Source organism: Streptomyces muensis (assembly GCF_021474425.1).
GTDB lineage: Bacteria > Actinomycetota > Actinomycetes > Streptomycetales > Streptomycetaceae > Streptomyces > Streptomyces muensis.
In genome coordinates, this window is record NZ_JAKEIP010000158.1 from 1 (window position 1) to 19,610 (window position 19,610).

Below are 19,610 nucleotides of genomic sequence, written 5' to 3' on the forward strand. Positions count from 1 at the left end.
GCCTAGTGGGGTGGGGGGTTCGCTTGATTGGCGGCTGCGGGTTGTTTGTGGCTGGTCGCGCCCCGCGGCGGAGCCGCTGATGTCACCGTCCCGCGCCCCTTGGCGGCGTTGCAGGGACCCGGCGTTTAGCGTTGCTGTGTGGGCTACTTTGACGCTGCTTCCAGTGCTCCTCTTCATCCTGTTGCTCGGCAGGCTCTGCAAGCCTCCCTTGATGAAGGGTGGGCCGATCCTGCTCGTCTCTATCGGGAAGGGCGGCGGGCGCGGTTGCTGTTGGACGCGGCTCGGGAGGCGGCCGCCGAGGCGGTGGGGTGTCGGGGGGACGAGTTGGTGTTCACCTCGTCCGGGACCAAGGCCGTGCACTCGGGCGTCGCGGGCGTGTTGGCGGGGCGGCGGCGGGTTGGACGCCACCTGATCGTGTCCGCCGTCGAACACTCCTCCGTGCTCCATGCGGCTGACGCGCACGAGGCCGACGGGGGGACGGTCACCCAGGTGGCGGTGGACCGGGGTGGGGCAGTGGGTGTGGCGGCGTACGCGGATGCTCTGCGGCCGGAGACCGCGCTCGCCTGTCTTCAGTCCGCCAACCATGAGGTGGGGACCGAGCAGCCGGTGGCCGAGGTGGCCGGGGTGTGCCGGGAGGTCGGGGTGCCGTTGCTGGTGGACGCGGCGCAGTCGCTGGGTTGGGGGCGCGTCGAGGGTGACTGGTCGGTGTTGACGGCCAGTGCGCACAAGTGGGGTGGGCCGTCCGGGGTCGGGCTGCTCGTCGTGCGCAAGGGCGTGCGGTTCGCGGCGCAAGGGCCCGCGGACGAGCGGGAGTCGGGGCGGGCGGCCGGGTTCGAGAACATCCCGGCGATCGTCGCCGCGGCGGCCTCGCTGCGGGCGGTGCGGGCGGAGGCGGCCCAAGAGGCGGTACGGCTGCGGGAGCTGACGGAGCGGATCCGGGCGCAGGTGCCGGGGCTGGTGCCGGACGTGGAGGTGGTCGGCGATCCGGTGCGGCGGCTGCCCGGCATCGTCACCTTCTCCTGTCTCTATGTCGACGGGGAGACATTGCTGCACGAGCTGGACCGTGCCGGGTTCTCGGTGTCGTCCGGTTCGTCCTGTACGAGCAGCACGCTGACGCCCAGCCATGTGCTGAGGGCGATGGGGGTGCTGAGCGAGGGGAACGTGCGGGTGTCACTGCCGTTCGGGACGGCCGCGGAGGATGTGGAGCGGTTCCTGGAGGTGCTGCCGGGGGCGGTGGCGGGGGTGCGGGAGAAGCTGGGCGCGCCGACCGCCGAGACGGTGGTGGACGAGGACGACGTCCTGGTCGTGGACTCCCTCGGCAAGCTGTGCCCGATCCCGGTCATCGAGCTGGCGAAGGTGATCGGGGACGTGCCGGTGGGGGGACTGGTACGGGTCCTGTCGGATGACGAGGCGGCCCGCCTGGACATTCCGGCGTGGTGCGAGATGCGGGGCCAGGAATACGTAGGCGAGGAGCCGGCGGAGACAGGGACGGCATACTTGATTCGCCGGGCGATCTGACCCACCTCAGGGGCGCGGGGCTGTATCGATGTGCGGCTACCGCCGCGTGAGCGCGACCAGCCCCCATGCACCCGCAGACGGCGAATCAGCCCAGATGCCCCTGGACCTCCTCCGCAGCCTCATCCCCGTACGCCTTGGCGAACCGCTCCATGAAGTGCGCCCGCCGCAGCTGATACTCCTGCGTACCCACTGTCTCGATGACGAGCGTCGCCAGCATGCACCCGACCTGCGCGGCCCGCTCCAGCGAAACACCCCACGCCAGCCCCGACAGGAACCCCGCGCGGAAGGCGTCGCCGACACCCGTGGGGTCGGCCTTGCGCTCCTCCTCGGGGCAGCCGACCTCGATCGGGTCCTCCCCCTCGCGCTCGATGCGGACGCCGCGCGAGCCGAGGGTGGTGACGCGGTGGCCGACCCTGGAGAGGATCTCCTCGTCCGACCAGCCGGTCTTGGACTCGATGAGGCCCTTCTCATACTCGTTGGAGAAGAGGTACGTCGCGCCGTCCAGCAGTATCCGGATCTCGTCGCCGTCCATGCGGGCGATCTGCTGGGAGAAGTCGGCGGCGAAGGGGATCTGGCGGGCGCGGCACTCCTCGGTGTGGCGGAGCATGCCCTCGGGGTCGTCGGCGCCGATGAGGACCAGGTCGAGGCCGCCGACGCGGTCGGCGACGGTCTTCAGCTCGATCAGCCGGGCCTCGCTCATCGCACCGGTGTAGAACGAGCCGATCTGGTTGTGGTCGGCGTCGGTGGTGCACACGAAACGGGCGGTGTGCAGGGTCTCGGAGATGCGGACCGAGCCAGTGTCGACGCCGTGCCGGTCCAGCCAGGCCCGGTACTCGTCGAAGTCGGAGCCCGCGGCGCCGACCAGGATCGGGTTGGTGCCCAGCTGGCCCATGCCGAAGGCGATGTTCGCGCCGACGCCGCCCCGACGGACGTCCAGGTTGTCGACCAGGAAGGAGAGCGAGACCGTGTGCAGCTGGTCCGCGACGAGCTGGTCGGCGAAGCGGCCGGGGAAGGTCATGAGGTGGTCGGTGGCGATGGAGCCGGTGACTGCGATGCGCACGGCGTGAGGTCTCCTGCGGGGAGGCGGAATTGACAGTCCACGCTACCGTTCGTGACCGGCACTCTGAAGTGGCCAAAACTACCCGATAGTAGATCTTTCTTCGCGGGCTCCGGGGTGTCTACGGTGCCGCTATGACGAAATTCGAGGTCCGCGCCCCCGTTCCGGCCGACCTGGAGGTCGACCTGGCGTCACTGCTCGGTGACTGCGCGCGGATGGCCCCGCACTGGGCCGCTCCCGATCGTGTCCTTTCCCGTCCCGTCTCCCCCTCACGCATCCACGGAGTGACCGTGCCGCCGAGGTCCGCGCGGCTGCTGGAGGCGATGTCGGACTACGGCGACTGAGCCGACTGCGCCGTTCGGGGAACCGCGCGCTCCCCCGCTGCGTCCCATCGGCGTCCCCCGTAAAGGGGATGCGGGATACGACCCGACGGACCGTCCCTTTTGACAGGGTCCGGTCAGGGTCATGGGACATGTGCGCAGCCGAAGGAGCGATGCGGTGAACACCGAGCGACCCGAGAACGACGACACGGGCGCCGACGGCTCCGCCGAGGAGCAGGTCGCCGGGCAGGAGAAAGGCGCGGACGCGGACGCGGGGGCCGCTGGTGCCGAGGCTTCGGGCGGCGGCGCGGAGGAGGTCACGCCGGTTTCCGACGCCGGGGATGACGCCGAGGGCGGGACCGAGGGCCGGGCCGAGGAGGAGCGCGTCGCCGAGGGCGACGGCGCCGAGGAGGCGGATCAGGCGGATCCCGTCGGCGCTCCTGACGGCTCCGCCAAGGGGCCGGACGCCGTCGACGCCACTGACGTCACCGCCGACAACGCCGATGTCTCCGGTGTCTCCCATGCTCCCCACGCCCCCCGGCGCCGCTCCCCCGCGGTCATCGCCTCCGTCGCCGCCGCCGTATTGCTCGTCGGGGGCGGTGGGGCCTATCTCGCCGCGAGTACGTCCGGTGGGTCGGACGGCGGCGCGGCGTCCGGGGCGGCCGACGGTGGCTCTCCGCCGCCGCTGCGGCTCGACGGCTACAGCGAGCGCGCTCCGGGCGGTACGGGTGGCATCGCGCCCGGGGAGCCCAACCCGTACGGCGTCACCTACAAGGTCGACGGGGAACTGTCGGACGGGCCCGGCTCGGCGCCGGTGTACCGGGCGGGCGGCGAGGTCGGCGCGGCCGAGGTGGCCCGGCTGGCCGAGGCGCTCGGGGTGGACGGGAAGCCGGTCGCGCAGGGTGAGACCTGGCGGGTCGGGGCCACGGACGGGGCGGGGCCGAGCCTTCAGGTGAACAAGCAGGCGCCGGGGACCTGGACGTTCTCCCGGTACTCCCCCGGCACCGACGACTGTGAGAGCACCACCGTGTGCAGGCAGGAACCCGCAGGGCCGACCGATGACCCGGTGAGCGAGGCCGTGGCGAAGAAGGCGGCCGCGCCGGTGCTCAAGGCGGTGGGCCAGGACGACGCGAAGCTCGACGCGAGCCAGCTCATGGGCGCCCAGCGGGTGGTGAACGCGAATCCGGTGGTGGGCGGGCTGCCCACGTACGGCTGGACGACCGGGGTGACCGTGAGCGCCCAGGGTGAAGTGGTGGGCGGCAGCGGCCAGTTGAAGGCGCCGGTGAAGGGGGACACCTACCCCGTGCTCGACGCCGAGAAGACGCTCGGGCTGATGAACGCGGCGCCCGGGTCCGGCCACCGCATGGGGATCGGCGGCTGCGCCAGTCCCGTACCTCTGAAGGACCGGCTCGAGGCGCCCTGCGGCGCGGAGGCGTCGACGGGGGCGCCGGCGAAGGACACCGTGACGGTGGAGAAGGCGGTGTTCGGGCTGGCCGCGCACCAGGTGGAGGCGCGGCAGGCGCTGGTGCCGTCCTGGCTGTTCGAGGTGCGGTCGCCGGGAGCGCAGGACAGCTTCACGGTGACGTATCCGGCGATCGACCCGAAGTACCTGGTCTCGTCGACGCCGTCCGAGGAGCCGCCCTCCCCGCGGCCGAGCAAGCCGAAGGACGAGCCGAGTTCCTCGCCGATCGTCCGGAACGTGGCGGTCGACGGCTATACGGCCGACGGCAAGGAGCTGACCGTGGCCTTCACGGGCGGGGTGTGCGCCGAGTACGAGGTGACGGCGAGCGAGAGCGGTGGCGAGGTGACGGTCCGGGTGACCGAGACGTCGCAGTCGGGCGAGCTGTGCATCCAGATCGCCAAGCTGTTCCACCGGACCGTACAGCTGGACGAGCCGCTCGGGGACCGGAAGGTCGTGGGCACGGACGGCCAGGCGGTCCCCCTGGAGAAGCCGGGAGCGCGGCTCCCGGCGACGCCGCAGACGTCCGGGGCCCGGTAGGAGCTCACGGACACAGGAAAGGCGGCGGCCCCGTCGGAGGGGGTCGCCGCCTTTCCGCGTGTCAGCGGCCGGACTCGGCCGGGCCGACTCAGTTGAAGGAGTCGCCGCAGGCGCAGGAGCCCGTCGCGTTCGGGTTGTCGATCGTGAAGCCCTGCTTCTCGATCGTGTCCACGAAGTCGATGGACGCGCCGCCCAGGTAGGGGGCGCTCATGCGGTCGGTGACGACCTTGACCCCGCCGAAGTCCTTGACGACGTCGCCGTCGAGCGAACGCTCGTCGAAGAAGAGCTGGTAGCGCAGACCCGAGCAGCCACCGGGCTGGACGGCCACCCGCAGGGCGAGGTCGTCACGGCCTTCCTGGTCGAGCAGGGCCTTCACCTTGGCCGCGGCGGCGTCGCTCAGAATGATGCCGTCGGTGGCGGTGCTGGTCTCGTCCGATACGGACATCTACATCTCTCCCGGGTTGTACGGAGACTGCTTGCCGACCATTGCAACCGGCGGGTCGGCGGATTCATTCCGGGGCCGGATGCTTGTCTTTCGGTCCTTCTTCATGCTCGCACACGGCGCGCGGAGCGGAAAACGCCTCATTGGGGAATACGACGGCCCTTCCCCGGGATTCACGTCACATCGACATGATGGCCATCGTCAAACTGACGTGAACCGGTTATGATAGATAGCGTCAAATCGACGAGAAGGTCGATGAAGGTGTCCCGCTTGACCCGCCGGAGCCGGATCCTCCGGTGCCGGCGAGCCGCAGAACAGAAAGGGTGCGTGTCGTGACCACCGCCCAGACCCAGGAGCTCGACGTACAGCCGACGCCCCTCGCCCTGCTGCTCCTCGGCCGTGAGGCCGACCCGAGGAGCGAGCGCGGCGTCGAGTGTCCCGGCGACCTTCCCTCGCCGTCCGACCCGGACCTGGTCGAGCGCGCCCGCGCCGCCAAGGAGAAGCTCGGCAACAAGGTCTTCGTGCTCGGCCACCACTACCAGCGCGACGAGGTCATCCAGTTCGCGGATGTGACCGGTGACTCGTTCAAGCTGGCCCGGGACGCGGCCGCCCGCCCGGAGGCCGAGTACATCGTGTTCTGCGGTGTGCACTTCATGGCCGAGTCCGCGGACATCCTGACGTCCGACGACCAGAAGGTCGTCCTGCCCGACCTCGCCGCCGGCTGCTCGATGGCCGACATGGCGACGGCCGAGCAGGTCGCCGAGTGCTGGGACGTGCTGACCGAGGCCGGCATAGCCGAGCAGGTCGTGCCGGTGTCGTACATGAACTCGTCCGCGGACATCAAGGCGTTCACGGGCAAGCACGGCGGCACGATCTGCACGTCGTCCAATGCGAAACGGGCTCTGGACTGGGCCTTCGAGCAGGGTGAGAAGGTCCTGTTCCTGCCGGACCAGCACCTCGGGCGCAACACCGCCGTCCGGGACATGGGCATGTCCCTGGAGGACTGCGTCGTCTACAACCCGCACAAGCCGAACGGCGGGCTGACGGCGGAGGAGCTGCGCGCCGCGAAGATGATCCTGTGGCGCGGCCACTGCTCGGTGCACGGCCGCTTCAGCCTGGACTCGGTGAACGACGTGCGCGAGCGGATCCCGGGCGTGAACGTCCTGGTCCACCCCGAGTGCAAGCACGAGGTCGTGGCCGCGGCCGACTACGTCGGGTCGACGGAGTACATCATCAAGGCCCTGGAGGCCGCCCCGGCCGGCTCCAAGTGGGCCATCGGGACCGAGCTGAACCTCGTACGGCGCCTGGCGAACCGTTTCGCGCCCGAGGGCAAGGAGATCGTCTTCCTCGACAAGACGGTCTGCTTCTGCTCGACCATGAACCGCATCGACCTCCCCCACCTGGTCTGGACCCTGGAGTCGCTGGCCGAGGGCAACCTGGTCAACCGCATCGAGGTCGACAAGGAGACGGAGGCGTTCGCGAAGCTGGCGCTGGAGCGGATGCTGGCGCTGCCGTAGCAGGGAGCGAGCGCCGAGTGCCACGTGCCGTGCGCTTGCGCTGTGCGGCATGAGGGCGGGGTCCGGACCATCTGGTCGGACCCCGCAAAAAAATTTCTGCCGGCGATGTCGAGAACCCGTGATCGGCTCCGTCCCCGTAGTGAACGCGACCAGAATGGGTCGCACAGCATCGAGGAGAGACCATCATGGCGAAGTACCTGCTGCTCAAGCACTACCGTGGCGCCCCCGACGCCGTGAACAACGTGCCGATGGACCAGTGGACGCCGGAGGAGATCTCGGCGCACGTGGGGTACATGCGCGACTTCGCGGACCGGCTGGAGAAGACCGGTGAGTTCGTCGACGGGCAGGCGCTCGCGCCCGAGGGGGCGTGGGTCCGGTACGACGGTGAGGGGCGGCCGCCGGTCACCGACGGGCCGTTCGCCGAGACCAAGGACCTCATCGCCGGCTGGATGGTGATCGACGTCGACACCTACGAGCGGGCCGTCGAGCTCGCCGGGGAGCTGTCGGCCGCACCGGGCGCGGGCGGCAAGCCGATCCACGAGTGGCTGGAGGTGCGCCCGTTCCTGGCCGCCAACCCCAGCGTCGACGAGTGCCATTGATGGACGAGGCCCTGCTGAGGAGCCTCACGCCGAGCGTGCTCACCGTCCTCGTCCGCCGCGGAGCCGACTTCGCGGCGGCCGAGGACGCCGTGCAGGACGCGCTCGTCGAGGCGCTCCGCGTCTGGCCGGCCGACCCGCCCCGGGATCCCAAGGGCTGGCTGGTCACCGTGGCCTGGCGGAAGTTCCTCGACCAGGCCCGGGCGGACAGCGCCCGGCGCCGGCGTGAGGACCGCGTCGACGAGGAGCCGGCGCCCGGGCCCGCGCCCGCCGTGGACGACACGCTCCAGCTGTACTTCCTGTGCGCCCACCCGTCGCTGACGCCGTCGTCCGCGGTGGCGCTCACGCTGCGTGCCGTCGGCGGGCTCACCACCCGGCAGATCGCCCAGGCCTATCTGGTCCCCGAGGCGACCATGGCGCAGCGCATCAGCCGGGCCAAGCGCACCGTCTCCGGCGTACGGTTCGACCAGCCCGGCGATGTCGCCACCGTGCTGCGGGTGCTCTACCTGGTCTTCAACGAGGGCTACTCCGGCGATGTCGACCTGGCCGCCGAGGCCATCCGGCTGACCCGGCAGCTCGCGGCCGCGATCGACCACCCCGAGGTGGCGGGGCTGCTCGCCCTCATGCTGCTGCACCACGCCCGGCGCGCCTCGCGGACCGCGCCCGACGGCGCTCTGGTGCCGCTCGCCGAGCAGGACCGCGGCCGGTGGGACACCGCGTCGATCGCCGAGGGAGTCGAGATCCTTCAGGCGGCCCTCGCCCGGGACCGGCTGGGCGAGTTCCAGGCCCAGGCCGCCATCGCGGCCCTGCACGCCGACGCGCGCACCGCCGAGGAGACCGACTGGGTGCAGATCGTCGAGTGGTACGACGAGCTCGCGCGCCTCACCGACAGCCCGGTCGTGCGGCTCAACCGGGCGGTGGCCGTGGGCGAGGCCGACGGACCGCGCGCCGGGCTGGCCGCGCTCGCGGCGCTGGACGACTCGTTGCCCCGGCATGCCGCGGTGGCGGCGTACCTCCACGAACGCGACGGCGATCTGGCGACGGCGGCCCGGCTGTACTCCGAGGCGGCCGAGAAGGCGTCCAACCTCGCCGAGCGGGACTACCTGACCCGGCAGGCCGCCCGGCTCAACGCGCGCACGCGTGACTGACGTACCCGGACCGGGAACGGCTCAGGGAACGGCTCAGCCCGCCCCAGGACTGCTCCTGGGGCGGGCTGCCTTCTGCTCGGCGGGGCCGCGCGGTCGGACCGGAGGTCAGACCCCGGCCGGCTCCGGCTCGTCCGAAGCCGAGCCCGAATCCGAGCCGGAATCAGAACCCGTTCCCGAGGCCGACTCCGACGTCGGCTCGTCCGGGACGCCCGCCTTCTTCGCCCGCTTCGCCGCCCGCTTCTTCGCCCGGCGCTCCTTGCGGAGCTCCACCATCGCGTACAGCGTCGGGACGAGGAGCAGGGTCAGCAGGGTCGAGGTGATCAGACCGCCGATGACGACCACGGCCAGCGGCTGGGCGATGAAGCCGCCCTCGCCGGTGACGCCCAGGGCCATGGGCAGCAGCGCGAAGATCGTCGCCAGCGCGGTCATCAGGATGGGCCGCAGCCGGTGCCGGCCGCCCTCGATCACGGCCTCCACGACGCCGTAGCCCTGCCGCCGGTACTGGTTGATCAGGTCGATCAGGACGATCGCGTTGGTCACCACGATGCCGATCAGCATCAGCATGCCGATCATCGCGGGGACGCCCATCGGGGTGCCGGTCGCCACCAGGAGGCCGATCGCGCCGGTCGCCGCGAACGGGATCGACACGAGCAGGATCAGCGGCTGGACCAGCGAGCGGAACGTCGCCACCAGCAGCATGAACACGATCGCGATGGCCGCCAGCATCGCCAGGCCCAGGTTGGCGAACGCCTCGTCCTGGTCCTCGGAGACACCGCCGATCGAGGCCGTCGCGCCCGCCGGGAGCGTCAGCTCGTTGATCTTGGCCTGGAGGTCGGTGCTGACCGCGCCGGTGTTGTCACCGGTCGGCTTCGCCGAGATGGTAGCGGCGCGCTGGCCGTCGATACGGGTCATCGAGACCGGCCCGTCGACCAGCTTCACATCGGCGATGTCACCCAGCTTCACCTTGCCCAGGGACAGCTCCTGAAGCTGCTTCAGCGTCGTCGCCGGCTCGGCGGACCTGATGACGACGTCCCGCTCGGTGTCGTCGAGGGTCGCCTGGGCCGCGGTGTTGCCGCGGACCGCCTGGGCGACGGCCATGCCGAGGGTCTGGTCGTTGAAGCCGGCCGCGGCCGCCTTGTCGTTGGCCTTCACCGAGATGCGCGGCACGCTCTGCGCCAGGTCGCTGGTGACGTCCGTGACGTCGTCCAGGCCGGCCACCGCCTCGCGGACCTGCTCGGCCGCCTTGCGCAGCACGTCGGCGTCGGCCGCCTTCACGACCACGCTGAGGTCCTGGGCGCCGAAGCCGTCACCGGCCGCGATGGTGGTCGTACCGACGCCGTCGAGCTTCTTCAGGCCGGCCTCGATTCGGTCCTGCACGGCGTCGTACGACGCCGAGTCCTCCAGCATCACCTGGTACGACGCCTGGTTGGTGTCGGTGCCGCCGCCGAAGGCGGCCATGAAGCCGGACGAGCCGATCGTGACCTGGTAGTCCTTCACGCCCTCGGTGCCGGCGAGCAGCTTCTCGACCTTGGTCGCCTGCTCGTCGGTCGCCGCCAGGCTGGTGCCCGGCTTCAACTCCTGCTTGACGGTGAGGACTTCCTGCTCGCCCTGGTCGAAGAAGTTCGTCTTCAGCAGCGGCGCCATGCCGAACGTGCCGAAGAGGACGACGATCGCGAGCAGCACGCTGGTGAGGCGGCGCCGGGTCGCGAACCGCAGGACGGGGACGTAGAGACGCTGGAGCCTGCTCCGCGCCTCCTTCTCCTCGGCCTTGCGGCGGGCCTCGTCGGCGTCCGCCGGGGTGCCCTTCGGGGCGCGCAGGAACCAGTACGACAGCACCGGGACGACCGTCAGCGAGACCAGCAGCGACGCCAGCAGGGCCGCCGTCACCGTCAGGCTGAACGAACCGAACAGCTCGCCCACCATGCCGCCGGTCAGGCCGATCGGCAGGAAGACGGCGACCGTGGTGAGGGTGGAGGAGGTGACCGCCCCGGCGACCTCGCGGACCGCCTTGAGGATGGCCTCCTCGCGCTCCTCGCCGTAGCCGAGGTGCCGTTTGATGTTCTCCAGGACCACGATCGAGTCGTCGACGACGCGGCCGATGGCGATGGTCAGCGCGCCGAGCGTCAGCATGTTCAGGGAGAGGTCCCTGGTCCACAGCACGATCAGGGCCAGGACGACCGACAGCGGGATGGACACCGCGGTGACCAGCGTCGAGCGGATCGACGCCAGGAAGACCAGGATGATCAGGACCGCGAAGAGCAGGCCGAGGGCGCCTTCCGTGGTCAGTCCGTCGATGGACTTCTTGACCGCCGGGCCCTGGTCGCTGACGACCGTGACCGTGGCGCCCGTACCGAGGTCGCCGCGCATCTCGGGCAGCTTGTCCTGCACCGCGTCCGAGATGGCGACCGCGCTGCCGTCGCGGTCCATGGTGACCGCCACCGCGAGGGACGGCTTGCCGTTGGTGCGTGTGAGGGAGTCGGCCGCGGCCTGCTCCTGCTCGACGGCGGCGACGGAACCGAGGCGCACCGGCTTGTTCTCGGCACCGGAGGCCGCGGCGCCCTGGCCGGTGACCATGAGGTCCTCGATCTGCTGGATCGAGGTGAAGCCGCCGCCGACCTGGACGGTGCGGTTGTCGCCGCCCTCGTCGAAGGAGCCGGCCGGGACGGTGGCACCGCCGGCCTGGAGGGCCTGGGAGAGGTCCGCCGAGGTCAGGCCGGCCTTCGCGAGCTTCGCGTCGTTCGGGGTCACGGTGACCTGGAGGTCGCGTACGCCGTCGACGGTGACCTGGCCGACGCCGTCGATCTCCTTCAGGTCCGGCACCAGGGTCCGGTCGAGCTGGTCGGCCAGGGACTGCTGGTCCTGGTCGGAGGTGACCGAGAGGACGACGGTCGGGATGTCGTCCGTGGAACCGGCGATGACCTGCGGGTCGACGTCGTCCGGGAGCTGGACGCGGGCGCGGTTGACGGCCTGCTGGACGTCGGCGACCAGCTGCTGGGTGTCGGGGCCGTAGTCGAAGGACGCCATGATCACGGCGTTGCCCTCGCTCGCCGTGGAGGTGACGCCGGTGATGCCGTCGACGGCTTCGAGACTGTCCTCGATCGGCTCGACGACCTGCTTCTCGACCACGTCCGGCGCGGCGCCCTGGTACGGCGCGAGCACGGACACCATGGGCAGTTCGATGGAGGGCAGCAGCTGCTGCTTGAGCTGGGGTATCGCAATCGCTCCGAAGGCGATGGCGATGATCGACATCAGGCCTATCAGGGCACGTTGGGCGAGGCTGAATCTCGACAGCCAGGACATGGGTTCAGGGTCTCTCTTCTGTGAGCGGCAGAAGTGGGCAGCGGACGTGGCAGGAGCGTCTTGGCGCACAAGTGAGCGCCCGCCCTTACACCCTGAGCCATCGGGGAGCCCGGTTTCGTAGACCCCAGGTCCATTTCCTTATACGGCGCCTACTCCCGGCGCAGTATGCGAGCTGGAGTTCACTCCACCCTTGGACGTACCAGCCCCGACTCGTACGCGATCACCACGAGCTGGGCCCGGTCGCGGGCGCCCAGCTTGGACATGGCCCGGTTGACGTGCGTCTTCACGGTCAGCGGGCTGACTTCCAGCCGCTCGGCGATCTCGTCGTTGGAGTGCCCGCCGGCGACCTGGACCAGGACCTCGCGCTCCCGGCCGGTGAGTGCGTCGAGCCGCTCGGCTCGGGCCGGGTCGCGGTCGTCGCCCGCGCCGTCGCCCTGGGCGAGGAAGCGGGCGATCAGGCCCTTGGTGGCGGCCGGGGAGAGCAGCGCCTCGCCTCCGGACGCGACGCGGATGGCGCTGAGCAGCTCCTCGGGCTCGGAGCCCTTGCCGAGGAAGCCGGAGGCGCCGGCGCGCAGCGACTGCACGACGTAGTCGTCGACCTCGAAGGTGGTCAGGATGACGACCCGGACATGGGCCAGGGCCGGATCGGCGCTGATCATGCGGGTGGCGGCGAGGCCGTCGGTGCCGGGCATCCGGATGTCCATCAGGACGACGTCCGCCCGCTTCTCCCTGGCCAGCCGCACCGCCTCCGCGCCGTCGGAGGCCTCGCCGACGACCTCCATGTCGGGCTCGGAGTCGACCAGCACGCGGAACGCGCTGCGGAGCAGGGCCTGGTCGTCGGCGAGCAGGACGCGGATGGTCATGGCGGGTCCTCGGCGGGGCTGGGGGTGGACGGCTTCGCGTTACGACAACTTCCGCGGAGTGCGCTTGAGTTCCGCGGGGGCGTCATATCGCGGTCATCCGGTGTCTTCCGCGGCGCGGGTGCGGCTCTTGACGGGCAGAATCGCATGGACACGGAAGCCGCCTCCGTAGCGGGGGCCGGTGGTGAGGGTGCCGCGCAGGGCGGTGACGCGCTCGCGCATGCCGAGCAGCCCGTGGCCGCCGCCCTCGACGGTCTCGTCGTCGCCGGCGCCGTCGTCGAGGACGGTGATCTCGATGTTCGGGCCCACCCGGACGACGCTGACCTCGGCCTTCGCCTCCGGGCCCGCGTGCTTCTGCACATTGGTGAGGGCTTCCTGGATGACCCGGTAGGCGGCCAGGTCGACGGCGGCGGGAAGCGTGGTGTCCTGGTCGGCGCGGGCGATCTCCACCTGGAGGCCCGCGCTGCGGAAGGTGCCGGCGAGTTCGTCGAGGCGGTCGAGGCCGGGGGCGGGTTCGGTGGGGGCCTCGGGGTCGCCGGACTGCCGGAGCAGGCCGACCGTGGCGCGGAGCTCGTTGAGCGCGGAGCGGCTGGCTTCGCGTACGTGGGCCAGGGCCTCCTTGGCCTGGTCGGGCCGCTTGTCCATGACGTGGGAGGCGACGCCGGCCTGGACGTTGACGAGGGCGATGTGGTGGGCGACGACGTCGTGCAGGTCCCGGGCGATCCGCAGCCGCTCCTCGGCGACACGGCGGCGGGCCTCCTCCTCACGGGTGCGTTCCGCGCGTTCGGCGCGTTCGCGGATGGCGGCGACGAAGGCGCGGCGGCTGCGGACCGCGTCGCCCGCGGTGGCGCCGATGCCGGTCCAGGCGAAGATGGCGAGGTTCTCCTGGGCGTACCAGGGCAGGGGGCCGGCGAGCATGGCGGAGCCGGTCAGCACGGTCATGGTGAGCAGGCCGACGCGCCAGGTGGTGGGGCGGTCGGTGGTCGAGGCGACGGTGTAGAGGGCGATGACCGCGGACATGGCGACGGGGGCGCGGGGGTCGCCGGTGACGGACTCGACGACGGAGGCGGTGCCGGTGAGGGCCAGGACCGTCATGGGGGCGCGGCGGCGGAAGACCAGGGCCGCGGCGCCGAGGGTGATGAGCAGGAGGCTGAGCGCGTCCGGGGTGCGCAGGGCCCAGGTGACCTCGTTCTTCCCGTGCGGGTCCACGAAGGAGCCGGCGACCATGCAGGCCAGGACGGCGACGGCGAGCGCCGCGTCCAGGGCCATGGGGTGCGCCTCGAGGTGGCGCCGGAGGCGGTTCCCTGCGGGGCTTTGGGCGGGGGACAACTGGATGTTCCTTGTGTTTTGTGTGCCGGGCGTTCCCGTACGCGTCGCCTGGGGGCTGCCGCCCCCAGACCCCCGGTGGTCGTTGTACGGCTGCCGGCCGGTGGGGGCTGGTCGCGCAGTTCCCCGCGCCCCTTTGGGGGCTGCCGCCCCCAGACCCCCGCTCCGGTCAACCCGGGATCAGGCCGTCGTCGCTCAGCAGTTCCCGGACCTCCTCCAGCGTCGCGTCCGGCGACGGCAGGATCAGTTCCGAGGGTTCCAGGGAGTCGTCGGGCAGGGGGGCGCCCAGTTCCCTGACCTTGGAGAGGAGGGCGGTGAGGGTGCGGCGGAAGCCGGGGCCGTCGCCGTTCTCCATTTCCGTCAGGAGCTCGTCGTCGAGCTTGTTCAGCTCGGGCAGGTGACTGTCGGACAGCTTCACCTGCCCCTCGCCCATGATCCGGACGATCATGTCGCCCATCTCGCCTCCTCGGCGTGGGCCCCGGCCGTCGGCTACTGCTTGTCGAAGCGCGGGGTGTCCTGCGGCTGCTGCTGGGACTGCGACTGGCCGTTGCCGCCCTCGATGGCCTGCTGGGAGCTGGAAGAACCGCCCGCCAGCTCGGCCTTCATGCGCTGCAGTTCCAGCTCTACATCCGTACCACCGGAGAGCCGGTCCAGCTCGGCCTGGATGTCGTCCTTGTGCATACCGGACTGGTCGTCCAGGGCGCCCGAGGCGAGGAGCTCGTCGATGGCGCCGGCCCTGGCCTGGAGCTGGGCCGTCTTGTCCTCGGCGCGCTGGATCGCCAGGCCGACGTCGCCCATCTCCTCCGAGATGCCGGAGAAGGCCTCGCCGATCCGGGTCTGGGCCTGGGCCGCGGTGTACGTGGCCTTGATCGTCTCCTTCTTGGTGCGGAAGGCGTCGACCTTCGCCTGGAGGCGCTGGGCCGCCAGGGTGAGCTTCTCCTCCTCGCCCTGGAGGGTCGCGTGCTGGGTCTCCAGGTCGGTCACCTGCTGCTGGAGGGCGGCGCGGCGCGACAGCGCCTCGCGGGCCAGGTCCTCACGGCCGAGCGCGAGCGCCTTGCGGCCCTGGTCCTCCAGCTTCGACGACTGCTGCTGGAGTTGGTTGAGCTGGAGTTCCAGGCGCTTGCGCGAGGTGGCCACGTCGGCGACGCCACGGCGGACCTTCTGGAGCAGTTCCAGCTGCTTCTGGTACGAGTAATCGAGGGTCTCGCGCGGGTCCTCGGCCCGGTCAAGGGCCTTGTTCGCCTTCGCGCGGAAGATCATCCCCATACGCTTCATGACACCGCTCATGGGCTTCGCGCGCCCCCTTCTGACGTCCAGCTCCAGCTCTGCGACAGAACCCACAGTACGGGCCCTGCATCCATTGACGCACTGTTCGGGGACGGATGCGCTCATCCCCAAGGACGACTGCTGACGCTCACGCTCCGGCGTAAGGAGTAGGTGACTCCCGGACCGTCTGCAACGTCCCCTCTGTCCCCCTACGACGACTGGTGTTGCCGGATCGTTCCCCATGGGGCTGGGGTCCAACCCCTGGCACCCCGTACCCTTGGGTTTTGTGTTCCGTAGCCGTGCCAAGGAAGAGAAGGCCCAGGACGCCGACAAGGCGCCGGTGACCGACTCCACTCAGACCCGCCACCCCGAGGCCCCGAAGGGCCGCCCCACGCCCAAGCGCAGTGAGGCCCAGACCCAGCGCCGCAGCGTCGCCAACACGCCGACGTCGCGCAAGGAGGCCGCCAAGCGGCAGCGCGACGAGCGCCGGGCCGCGCTGGAGAAGCAGCGCCAGGCGCTGGCCGGGGGCGACGAGCGGTATCTGCCGGCCCGTGACAAGGGTCCGGTCCGCAAGTTCGCGCGTGACTTCATCGACTCGCGCTTCAACATCGCGGAGTTCTTCCTCCCGATGGCCGTGGTCATCCTTGTGCTGAGCATGGTGCAAGTACCGGCGCTGCAGAACATCGCGCTGCTGCTGTGGCTGGTCGTGATCGTGCTGATCGTGCTCGACTCGGTCGTCACGGGCGTCCGGCTGAAGAAGCGGCTCACCGAGCGCTTCCCGGACACCAACCGGCGTGGCGCGGTCGCCTACGCGCTGATGCGCTCCCTCCAGATGCGCCGGCTCCGGCTGCCGAAGCCTCAGGTCAAGCGCGGAGAGCGGCCCTGAGCGCTACCGCTTTTTCCGGGGGTGCGGCCGACGCCTGGCTCAGCAAACTGGGCGGGCTGCGTGATGTCGTACGGCAGGAGCTGGTGGGCCGGCAGCTCGACGAGCAGATAGCCGGACGGTTCCCGGTCGGGCAGCGGCTGCGGGTGCTCGACGTGGGGATGGGCCAGGGCACTCAGGCGCTGCGGCTGGCCCGGGCCGGGCATCAGGTGACCGGCGTCGAGCAGGACCCGAAGATGATCGCGACGGCCCGTGAGGAGCTCGCCGGTGAGCCTGAGGGCATCCGGGAGCGGGTGCGTATCGTCCAGGGCGACGGGCGCGACACCGGCGTCCACTTTCTGCCGGGCAGCTTCGACGTCGTGCTGTGCCACGGCGTGCTGATGTACATCGCGGAGCCCGACCCGCTGCTGGCCGGGCTGGCCCGGATGCTCGCCCCGGGCGGGCTGCTGTCGCTGCTGGTGCGCAACGGCGACGCCCTGGCCATGCGGCCGGGGCTGGCCGGGGACTGGGCGGGGACGCTGGCCGCCTTCGACACGACCGCGCACCTCCCCCATTCTCGAACAGACTCGAACGGGGGGACCCCCACCCGGCTGGGGCTCGACGTACGGGCCGACCGGCTGGCCGACCTGACGGCGACGCTCGCGGGGATCGCGGCGCCGCTGCACGCCTGGTACGGGGTGCGGGTGTTCACCGACACGGCGGCCGACGGGGCGGAGATCCCGGCGGACGTGGAGGCGTTGCTGGCGGTCGAGGAGCGGGCCGGGAAGACGGATCCGTATCGCGGTGTGGCGGCCCTGCTGCATCTGTGCGGGGTGCGCGGCTGATCCCGTTCACCGCCCGTTCGATCCCGTTCGGGCGAGCAGGACGCGCCGCGCACCTGACCCGCGGTGAGACTCGGGGCATGGATGCTCGCCGTTTGCGTGCCCGGCGCCCGGCCGTCGCGGTCGCCGTCCTCGTCTGCTGTCTCGGCCTGCTCGCCGCCTGTTCCGGCTCCTCGGGCACCCGTGAGAACGAGGAGTCGACGCGGCAGGCGGCCGTACCCAAGGCGGTCGGCGCGGTCGACGACCTCCAGGACGGCTATCTGAAGGTGATCGAGGACGTCCTGCCGTCGGTCGTGCAGATCCAGGCCAGGAACGACCTGGGGTCCGGCGTGGTCTACGACGGCCAGGGGCACATCGTCACCAACGCGCATGTCGTCGGGGACGAGCAGACGTTCCGGGTGACGACCGCCAACAGCGAGGACGAGTTCACCGCGCGGCTCGTCTCCTCGTACCCGGAGCAGGACCTGGCCGTCATCAAGCTGGAGGACGCGCCGGGCGGACTGAAGGCGGCGAGGTTCGGGGACTCCTCGCAGGTGGAGGTCGGGCAGATCGTGCTGGCCATGGGCTCGCCGCTCGGGCTGTCGTCCAGTGTCACGCAGGGCATCGTCTCGGCGACCGGACGGACCGTCACCGAGGGCGGCGGCAACGGGGGTACGGGCGCGACGATCGCCAACATGGTGCAGACGTCGGCCGCCATCAACCCCGGCAACAGCGGTGGCGCCCTGGTGAACCTCGACAGCCGGGTCATCGGCATCCCGACCCTGGCCGCCGTCGACCCCGGCCTCGGGGAGGGCGCGGCGCCCGGCATCGGGTTCGCGATCCCGGCGTCGACGGTGAAGTCGATCGCCGACCAGATCATCAAGGACGGCAGGGTCACCGACTCGGGCCGCGCGGCGCTCGGCATCACCGGCCGCACGGTCGTGAACGACGACTACCGGGCGGCGGGCGTGGCCGTCGTCGAGGTGCTGGCGGGCGGGGCGGCCGACCGGGCCGGGCTGCGGCGCGGGGACATCATCACCCGGCTGGGGGACGAGGACATCACCACCATCACGTCCCTGGCCGAGGCGCTGGCGGCCGACAAGCCGGGCGAGCGGACGACGGTGACGTACACCCGTAACGGCAGTGAGAAGACGGTGGATGTGACGCTGGGTGAGCAGTGACGTGGTGAGCGAGGGTGCGGTGAGCGGTGATGCGGTGAGCGGTCGTGCGGTGGGCGGGAGAGCGGGGCGAGGGCGTACGGCCGCCCTCGCCCCGTCGGCTCATGCCTCGGCGTGCAGGCTCATCGGGCCGTAGATCTCGCTGGCGTCCTCGAACAGCCGCACCTGGTCCGCGCCGCCCTCCTGAAGCGCCTTCCAGTGCTCCCCGATCCATGACTCGGCGTCCCCCTGGGTGGTGAACTCCTCGGGCTGCACCGCGGGCTGGACCTCCGCCCCGTCGGCCTTCTCGAACCGCCACGTCCATGCCGCCATGTACGCCTCCAAGGTGTCAGCACGTGCAGACTGCGAGCCGGATCAAGGTCCAGCTCCTGCCCAGAGCGTATGCGCTCCGCTGGGTGCGCCGTTAACAGAGCGCGGGTTCGGTTCGTGTGCTCCTGCGAGTCCGTAGGGATCGTCGCGCCCACGCGGCGGTAGCCGCACATCGAATACAGCGCCGCGCCCCTGCGGCCGCCTCGGGCGCGCAAGATCAGTAGCGACCGGCGAAAATCAGTCTGTGGAACTCACTCTTCTCGGCACCGGTGCCCCCGCGGGACTCCCCCGCCCCGACTGTCCGTGCGCGGCGTGTGCGAGCGCGCTCGGTGACGATGCGCGGGCGGCGACCGCGCTGCTCGTGGACGGGGCGCTGCTGCTCGACATGACGCCCGGGGCGGCGTTCGCGGCGGCCCGGGCCGGGCGTTCGCTGGGGAACGTACGACAGGTGCTGCTGTCGCATCCGCACGACGGGCCCGCCGTCGAGGTGCCGGCCGGGGTGCCGCAGCCCGGGCGGGTGCCGGACGGGCGGGAGTTGGCGCTGCTGACGGGGCATCGGGTGCGGGCGGTGGCGATGGACTCGCCCGGCACGGGGTACGCGGTGACCGGGCCGGACGGGCAGCGGCTGCTGTATCTGCCGCCGGGTGGTGCGCCGGCCGGGCTGGAGAACGGGTCCGTCGGGATGTACGACATGGTGGTCGCCGATGTCGTGGGGCGGCCGGACGCGCTGGCCAAGCTGCGGGCGGTGGGGGCGCTCGGGCCTACGACGGATGTCGTCGCCGTACATCTCGATCATGACGCTCCGCCCGGTGCCGAGCTGCGGCGGCGGCTGGCCGCCGCGGGGGCGCGGGCGGTGCCGGACGGGACGACGCTGGTGGTGGGGGCGTACGAGGACGTGCCGGACGTGCCGCGCCGGACCCTGGTGCTGGGCGGTGCCCGGTCGGGGAAGTCGGTGGAGGCGGAGCGGCGGCTGGAGGCGTTTCCTGACGTGCTGTACGTGGCGACCGGGGGGACGCGGGGCGGGCCGCGGACCTGGCGAGGGTGGCCGAGTGGGCGTGCGTGGTCCTCGGCGTCCTGGGCTCCAGCCTCTT

At 71.3% G+C, this 19,610-nt stretch carries 17 protein-coding genes and 1 pseudogene; 10 read left to right on the forward strand and 8 right to left on the reverse strand.

What is annotated here, in order from left to right; genetic code table 11:
- Positions 1 to 138: 138 nt before the first annotated feature.
- Positions 139 to 1,518 carry a cysteine desulfurase/sulfurtransferase TusA family protein gene (locus tag L0P92_RS29195; RefSeq protein ID WP_234766047.1) on the forward strand — a complete coding sequence of 460 codons (1,380 nt, stop codon included), beginning with the start codon at positions 139 to 141 and terminating at the stop codon, positions 1,516 to 1,518.
- A gap of 85 nt (positions 1,519 to 1,603) precedes the next feature.
- On the opposite strand, the gene L0P92_RS29200 is transcribed toward L0P92_RS29195, so the two are convergent.
- Entirely contained in the window at positions 1,604 to 2,578 is a 975-nt protein-coding gene (locus L0P92_RS29200; RefSeq protein WP_234766048.1) for a carbohydrate kinase family protein, read from the reverse strand.
- 131 nt (positions 2,579 to 2,709) lie between these two features.
- Between L0P92_RS29200 and L0P92_RS29205 the strand changes: the two genes are divergently transcribed.
- Positions 2,710 to 2,919, forward strand: a complete 210-nt coding sequence (locus L0P92_RS29205) for a hypothetical protein (RefSeq protein ID WP_234766049.1) — start codon at positions 2,710 to 2,712, stop codon at positions 2,917 to 2,919.
- Between the two features lie 154 nt (positions 2,920 to 3,073).
- On the forward strand, positions 3,074 to 4,894 hold the full coding sequence (locus tag L0P92_RS29210; RefSeq protein WP_234766050.1) for a hypothetical protein: 1,821 nt from the start codon (positions 3,074 to 3,076) through the stop codon (positions 4,892 to 4,894).
- An 88-nt stretch (positions 4,895 to 4,982) separates the two neighbouring features.
- Here L0P92_RS29210 and L0P92_RS29215 read toward each other — a convergent pair whose 3' ends face one another.
- Positions 4,983 to 5,339 (reverse strand): iron-sulfur cluster assembly accessory protein, encoded by a 357-nt coding sequence (locus tag L0P92_RS29215; RefSeq protein WP_031487357.1) that lies wholly within the window; start codon positions 5,337 to 5,339, stop codon positions 4,983 to 4,985.
- A 329-nt stretch (positions 5,340 to 5,668) separates the two neighbouring features.
- On the opposite strand from L0P92_RS29215, the gene nadA reads away from it, so the two are divergent.
- From nadA to L0P92_RS29230, 3 genes are all read left to right on the forward strand, one after another.
- Positions 5,669 to 6,853, forward strand: a complete 1,185-nt coding sequence (nadA, locus tag L0P92_RS29220) for a quinolinate synthase NadA (protein ID WP_234766051.1) — start codon at positions 5,669 to 5,671, stop codon at positions 6,851 to 6,853.
- A 185-nt stretch (positions 6,854 to 7,038) separates the two neighbouring features.
- The gene (locus tag L0P92_RS29225) at positions 7,039 to 7,452 is read left to right on the forward strand and encodes a YciI family protein (RefSeq protein WP_234766052.1); all 414 of its coding nucleotides are present in this window, start codon (positions 7,039 to 7,041) and stop codon (positions 7,450 to 7,452) included.
- A complete protein-coding gene (locus L0P92_RS29230; RefSeq protein WP_234766053.1) occupies positions 7,452 to 8,597 on the forward strand; it encodes an RNA polymerase sigma factor in 1,146 nt (381 codons plus the stop codon). The genes L0P92_RS29225 and L0P92_RS29230 overlap by 1 nt, the downstream gene beginning before the upstream one ends.
- A gap of 105 nt (positions 8,598 to 8,702) precedes the next feature.
- On the opposite strand, the gene L0P92_RS29235 is transcribed toward L0P92_RS29230, so the two are convergent.
- The 5 genes from L0P92_RS29235 to L0P92_RS29255 all read right to left on the reverse strand — a co-directional run bounded on the left by L0P92_RS29235 (position 8,703) and on the right by L0P92_RS29255 (position 15,343).
- Positions 8,703 to 11,897 carry an efflux RND transporter permease subunit gene (locus tag L0P92_RS29235; RefSeq protein WP_234766054.1) on the reverse strand — a complete coding sequence of 1,065 codons (3,195 nt, stop codon included), beginning with the start codon at positions 11,895 to 11,897 and terminating at the stop codon, positions 8,703 to 8,705.
- A gap of 179 nt (positions 11,898 to 12,076) precedes the next feature.
- Positions 12,077 to 12,760, reverse strand: coding sequence for a response regulator (locus L0P92_RS29240; RefSeq protein WP_234766055.1), 684 nt, complete (start codon positions 12,758 to 12,760; stop codon positions 12,077 to 12,079).
- A 93-nt stretch (positions 12,761 to 12,853) separates the two neighbouring features.
- Positions 12,854 to 14,086 (reverse strand): sensor histidine kinase, encoded by a 1,233-nt coding sequence (locus L0P92_RS29245; protein WP_443733652.1) that lies wholly within the window; start codon positions 14,084 to 14,086, stop codon positions 12,854 to 12,856.
- Between the two features lie 166 nt (positions 14,087 to 14,252).
- Positions 14,253 to 14,531 (reverse strand): PspA-associated protein PspAA, encoded by a 279-nt coding sequence (pspAA, locus tag L0P92_RS29250; protein ID WP_234766061.1) that lies wholly within the window; start codon positions 14,529 to 14,531, stop codon positions 14,253 to 14,255.
- A 41-nt stretch (positions 14,532 to 14,572) separates the two neighbouring features.
- On the reverse strand, positions 14,573 to 15,343 hold the full coding sequence (locus L0P92_RS29255; RefSeq protein WP_234766062.1) for a PspA/IM30 family protein: 771 nt from the start codon (positions 15,341 to 15,343) through the stop codon (positions 14,573 to 14,575).
- A 247-nt stretch (positions 15,344 to 15,590) separates the two neighbouring features.
- On the opposite strand from L0P92_RS29255, the gene L0P92_RS29260 reads away from it, so the two are divergent.
- The 3 genes from L0P92_RS29260 (at position 15,591) to L0P92_RS29270 (ending at position 18,213) form a co-directional block, all read left to right on the forward strand.
- Complete coding sequence (locus L0P92_RS29260) at positions 15,591 to 16,235, forward strand: DUF3043 domain-containing protein (RefSeq protein WP_234766057.1); 645 nt, start codon at positions 15,591 to 15,593, stop codon at positions 16,233 to 16,235.
- An 83-nt stretch (positions 16,236 to 16,318) separates the two neighbouring features.
- Positions 16,319 to 17,056 (forward strand): class I SAM-dependent methyltransferase, encoded by a 738-nt coding sequence (locus L0P92_RS29265; protein ID WP_234766058.1) that lies wholly within the window; start codon positions 16,319 to 16,321, stop codon positions 17,054 to 17,056.
- Between the two features lie 77 nt (positions 17,057 to 17,133).
- Entirely contained in the window at positions 17,134 to 18,213 is a 1,080-nt protein-coding gene (locus tag L0P92_RS29270; protein ID WP_234766059.1) for a S1C family serine protease, read from the forward strand.
- A 99-nt stretch (positions 18,214 to 18,312) separates the two neighbouring features.
- Here the strand turns inward: L0P92_RS29270 and L0P92_RS29275 are convergent, their stop codons facing one another.
- Positions 18,313 to 18,522 carry a hypothetical protein gene (locus L0P92_RS29275; RefSeq protein ID WP_217209484.1) on the reverse strand — a complete coding sequence of 70 codons (210 nt, stop codon included), beginning with the start codon at positions 18,520 to 18,522 and terminating at the stop codon, positions 18,313 to 18,315.
- 241 nt (positions 18,523 to 18,763) lie between these two features.
- On the opposite strand from L0P92_RS29275, the pseudogene L0P92_RS29280 reads away from it, so the two are divergent.
- Positions 18,764 to 19,610: pseudogene (locus L0P92_RS29280) on the forward strand (bifunctional adenosylcobinamide kinase/adenosylcobinamide-phosphate guanylyltransferase); the annotation flags it as partial.

Coding starts and splice junctions, on each gene's coding strand:
- L0P92_RS29260 (WP_234766057.1), top strand. CDS start 15,591: ATGGGGCTGGGGTCCAACCCCTGGCACCCCGTACCCTTGGGTTTTGTG.
- L0P92_RS29215 (WP_031487357.1), bottom strand. CDS start 5,339: ATGTCCGTATCGGACGAGACCAGCACCGCCACCGACGGCATCATTCTG.
- L0P92_RS29275 (WP_217209484.1), bottom strand. CDS start 18,522: ATGGCGGCATGGACGTGGCGGTTCGAGAAGGCCGACGGGGCGGAGGTC.
- L0P92_RS29230 (WP_234766053.1), top strand. CDS start 7,452: ATGGACGAGGCCCTGCTGAGGAGCCTCACGCCGAGCGTGCTCACCGTC.
- L0P92_RS29270 (WP_234766059.1), top strand. CDS start 17,134: ATGGATGCTCGCCGTTTGCGTGCCCGGCGCCCGGCCGTCGCGGTCGCC.
- L0P92_RS29255 (WP_234766062.1), bottom strand. CDS start 15,343: ATGATCTTCCGCGCGAAGGCGAACAAGGCCCTTGACCGGGCCGAGGAC.
- L0P92_RS29225 (WP_234766052.1), top strand. CDS start 7,039: ATGGCGAAGTACCTGCTGCTCAAGCACTACCGTGGCGCCCCCGACGCC.
- L0P92_RS29205 (WP_234766049.1), top strand. CDS start 2,710: ATGACGAAATTCGAGGTCCGCGCCCCCGTTCCGGCCGACCTGGAGGTC.
- L0P92_RS29240 (WP_234766055.1), bottom strand. CDS start 12,760: ATGACCATCCGCGTCCTGCTCGCCGACGACCAGGCCCTGCTCCGCAGC.
- pspAA (WP_234766061.1), bottom strand. CDS start 14,531: ATGATCGTCCGGATCATGGGCGAGGGGCAGGTGAAGCTGTCCGACAGT.
- L0P92_RS29235 (WP_234766054.1), bottom strand. CDS start 11,897: ATGTCCTGGCTGTCGAGATTCAGCCTCGCCCAACGTGCCCTGATAGGC.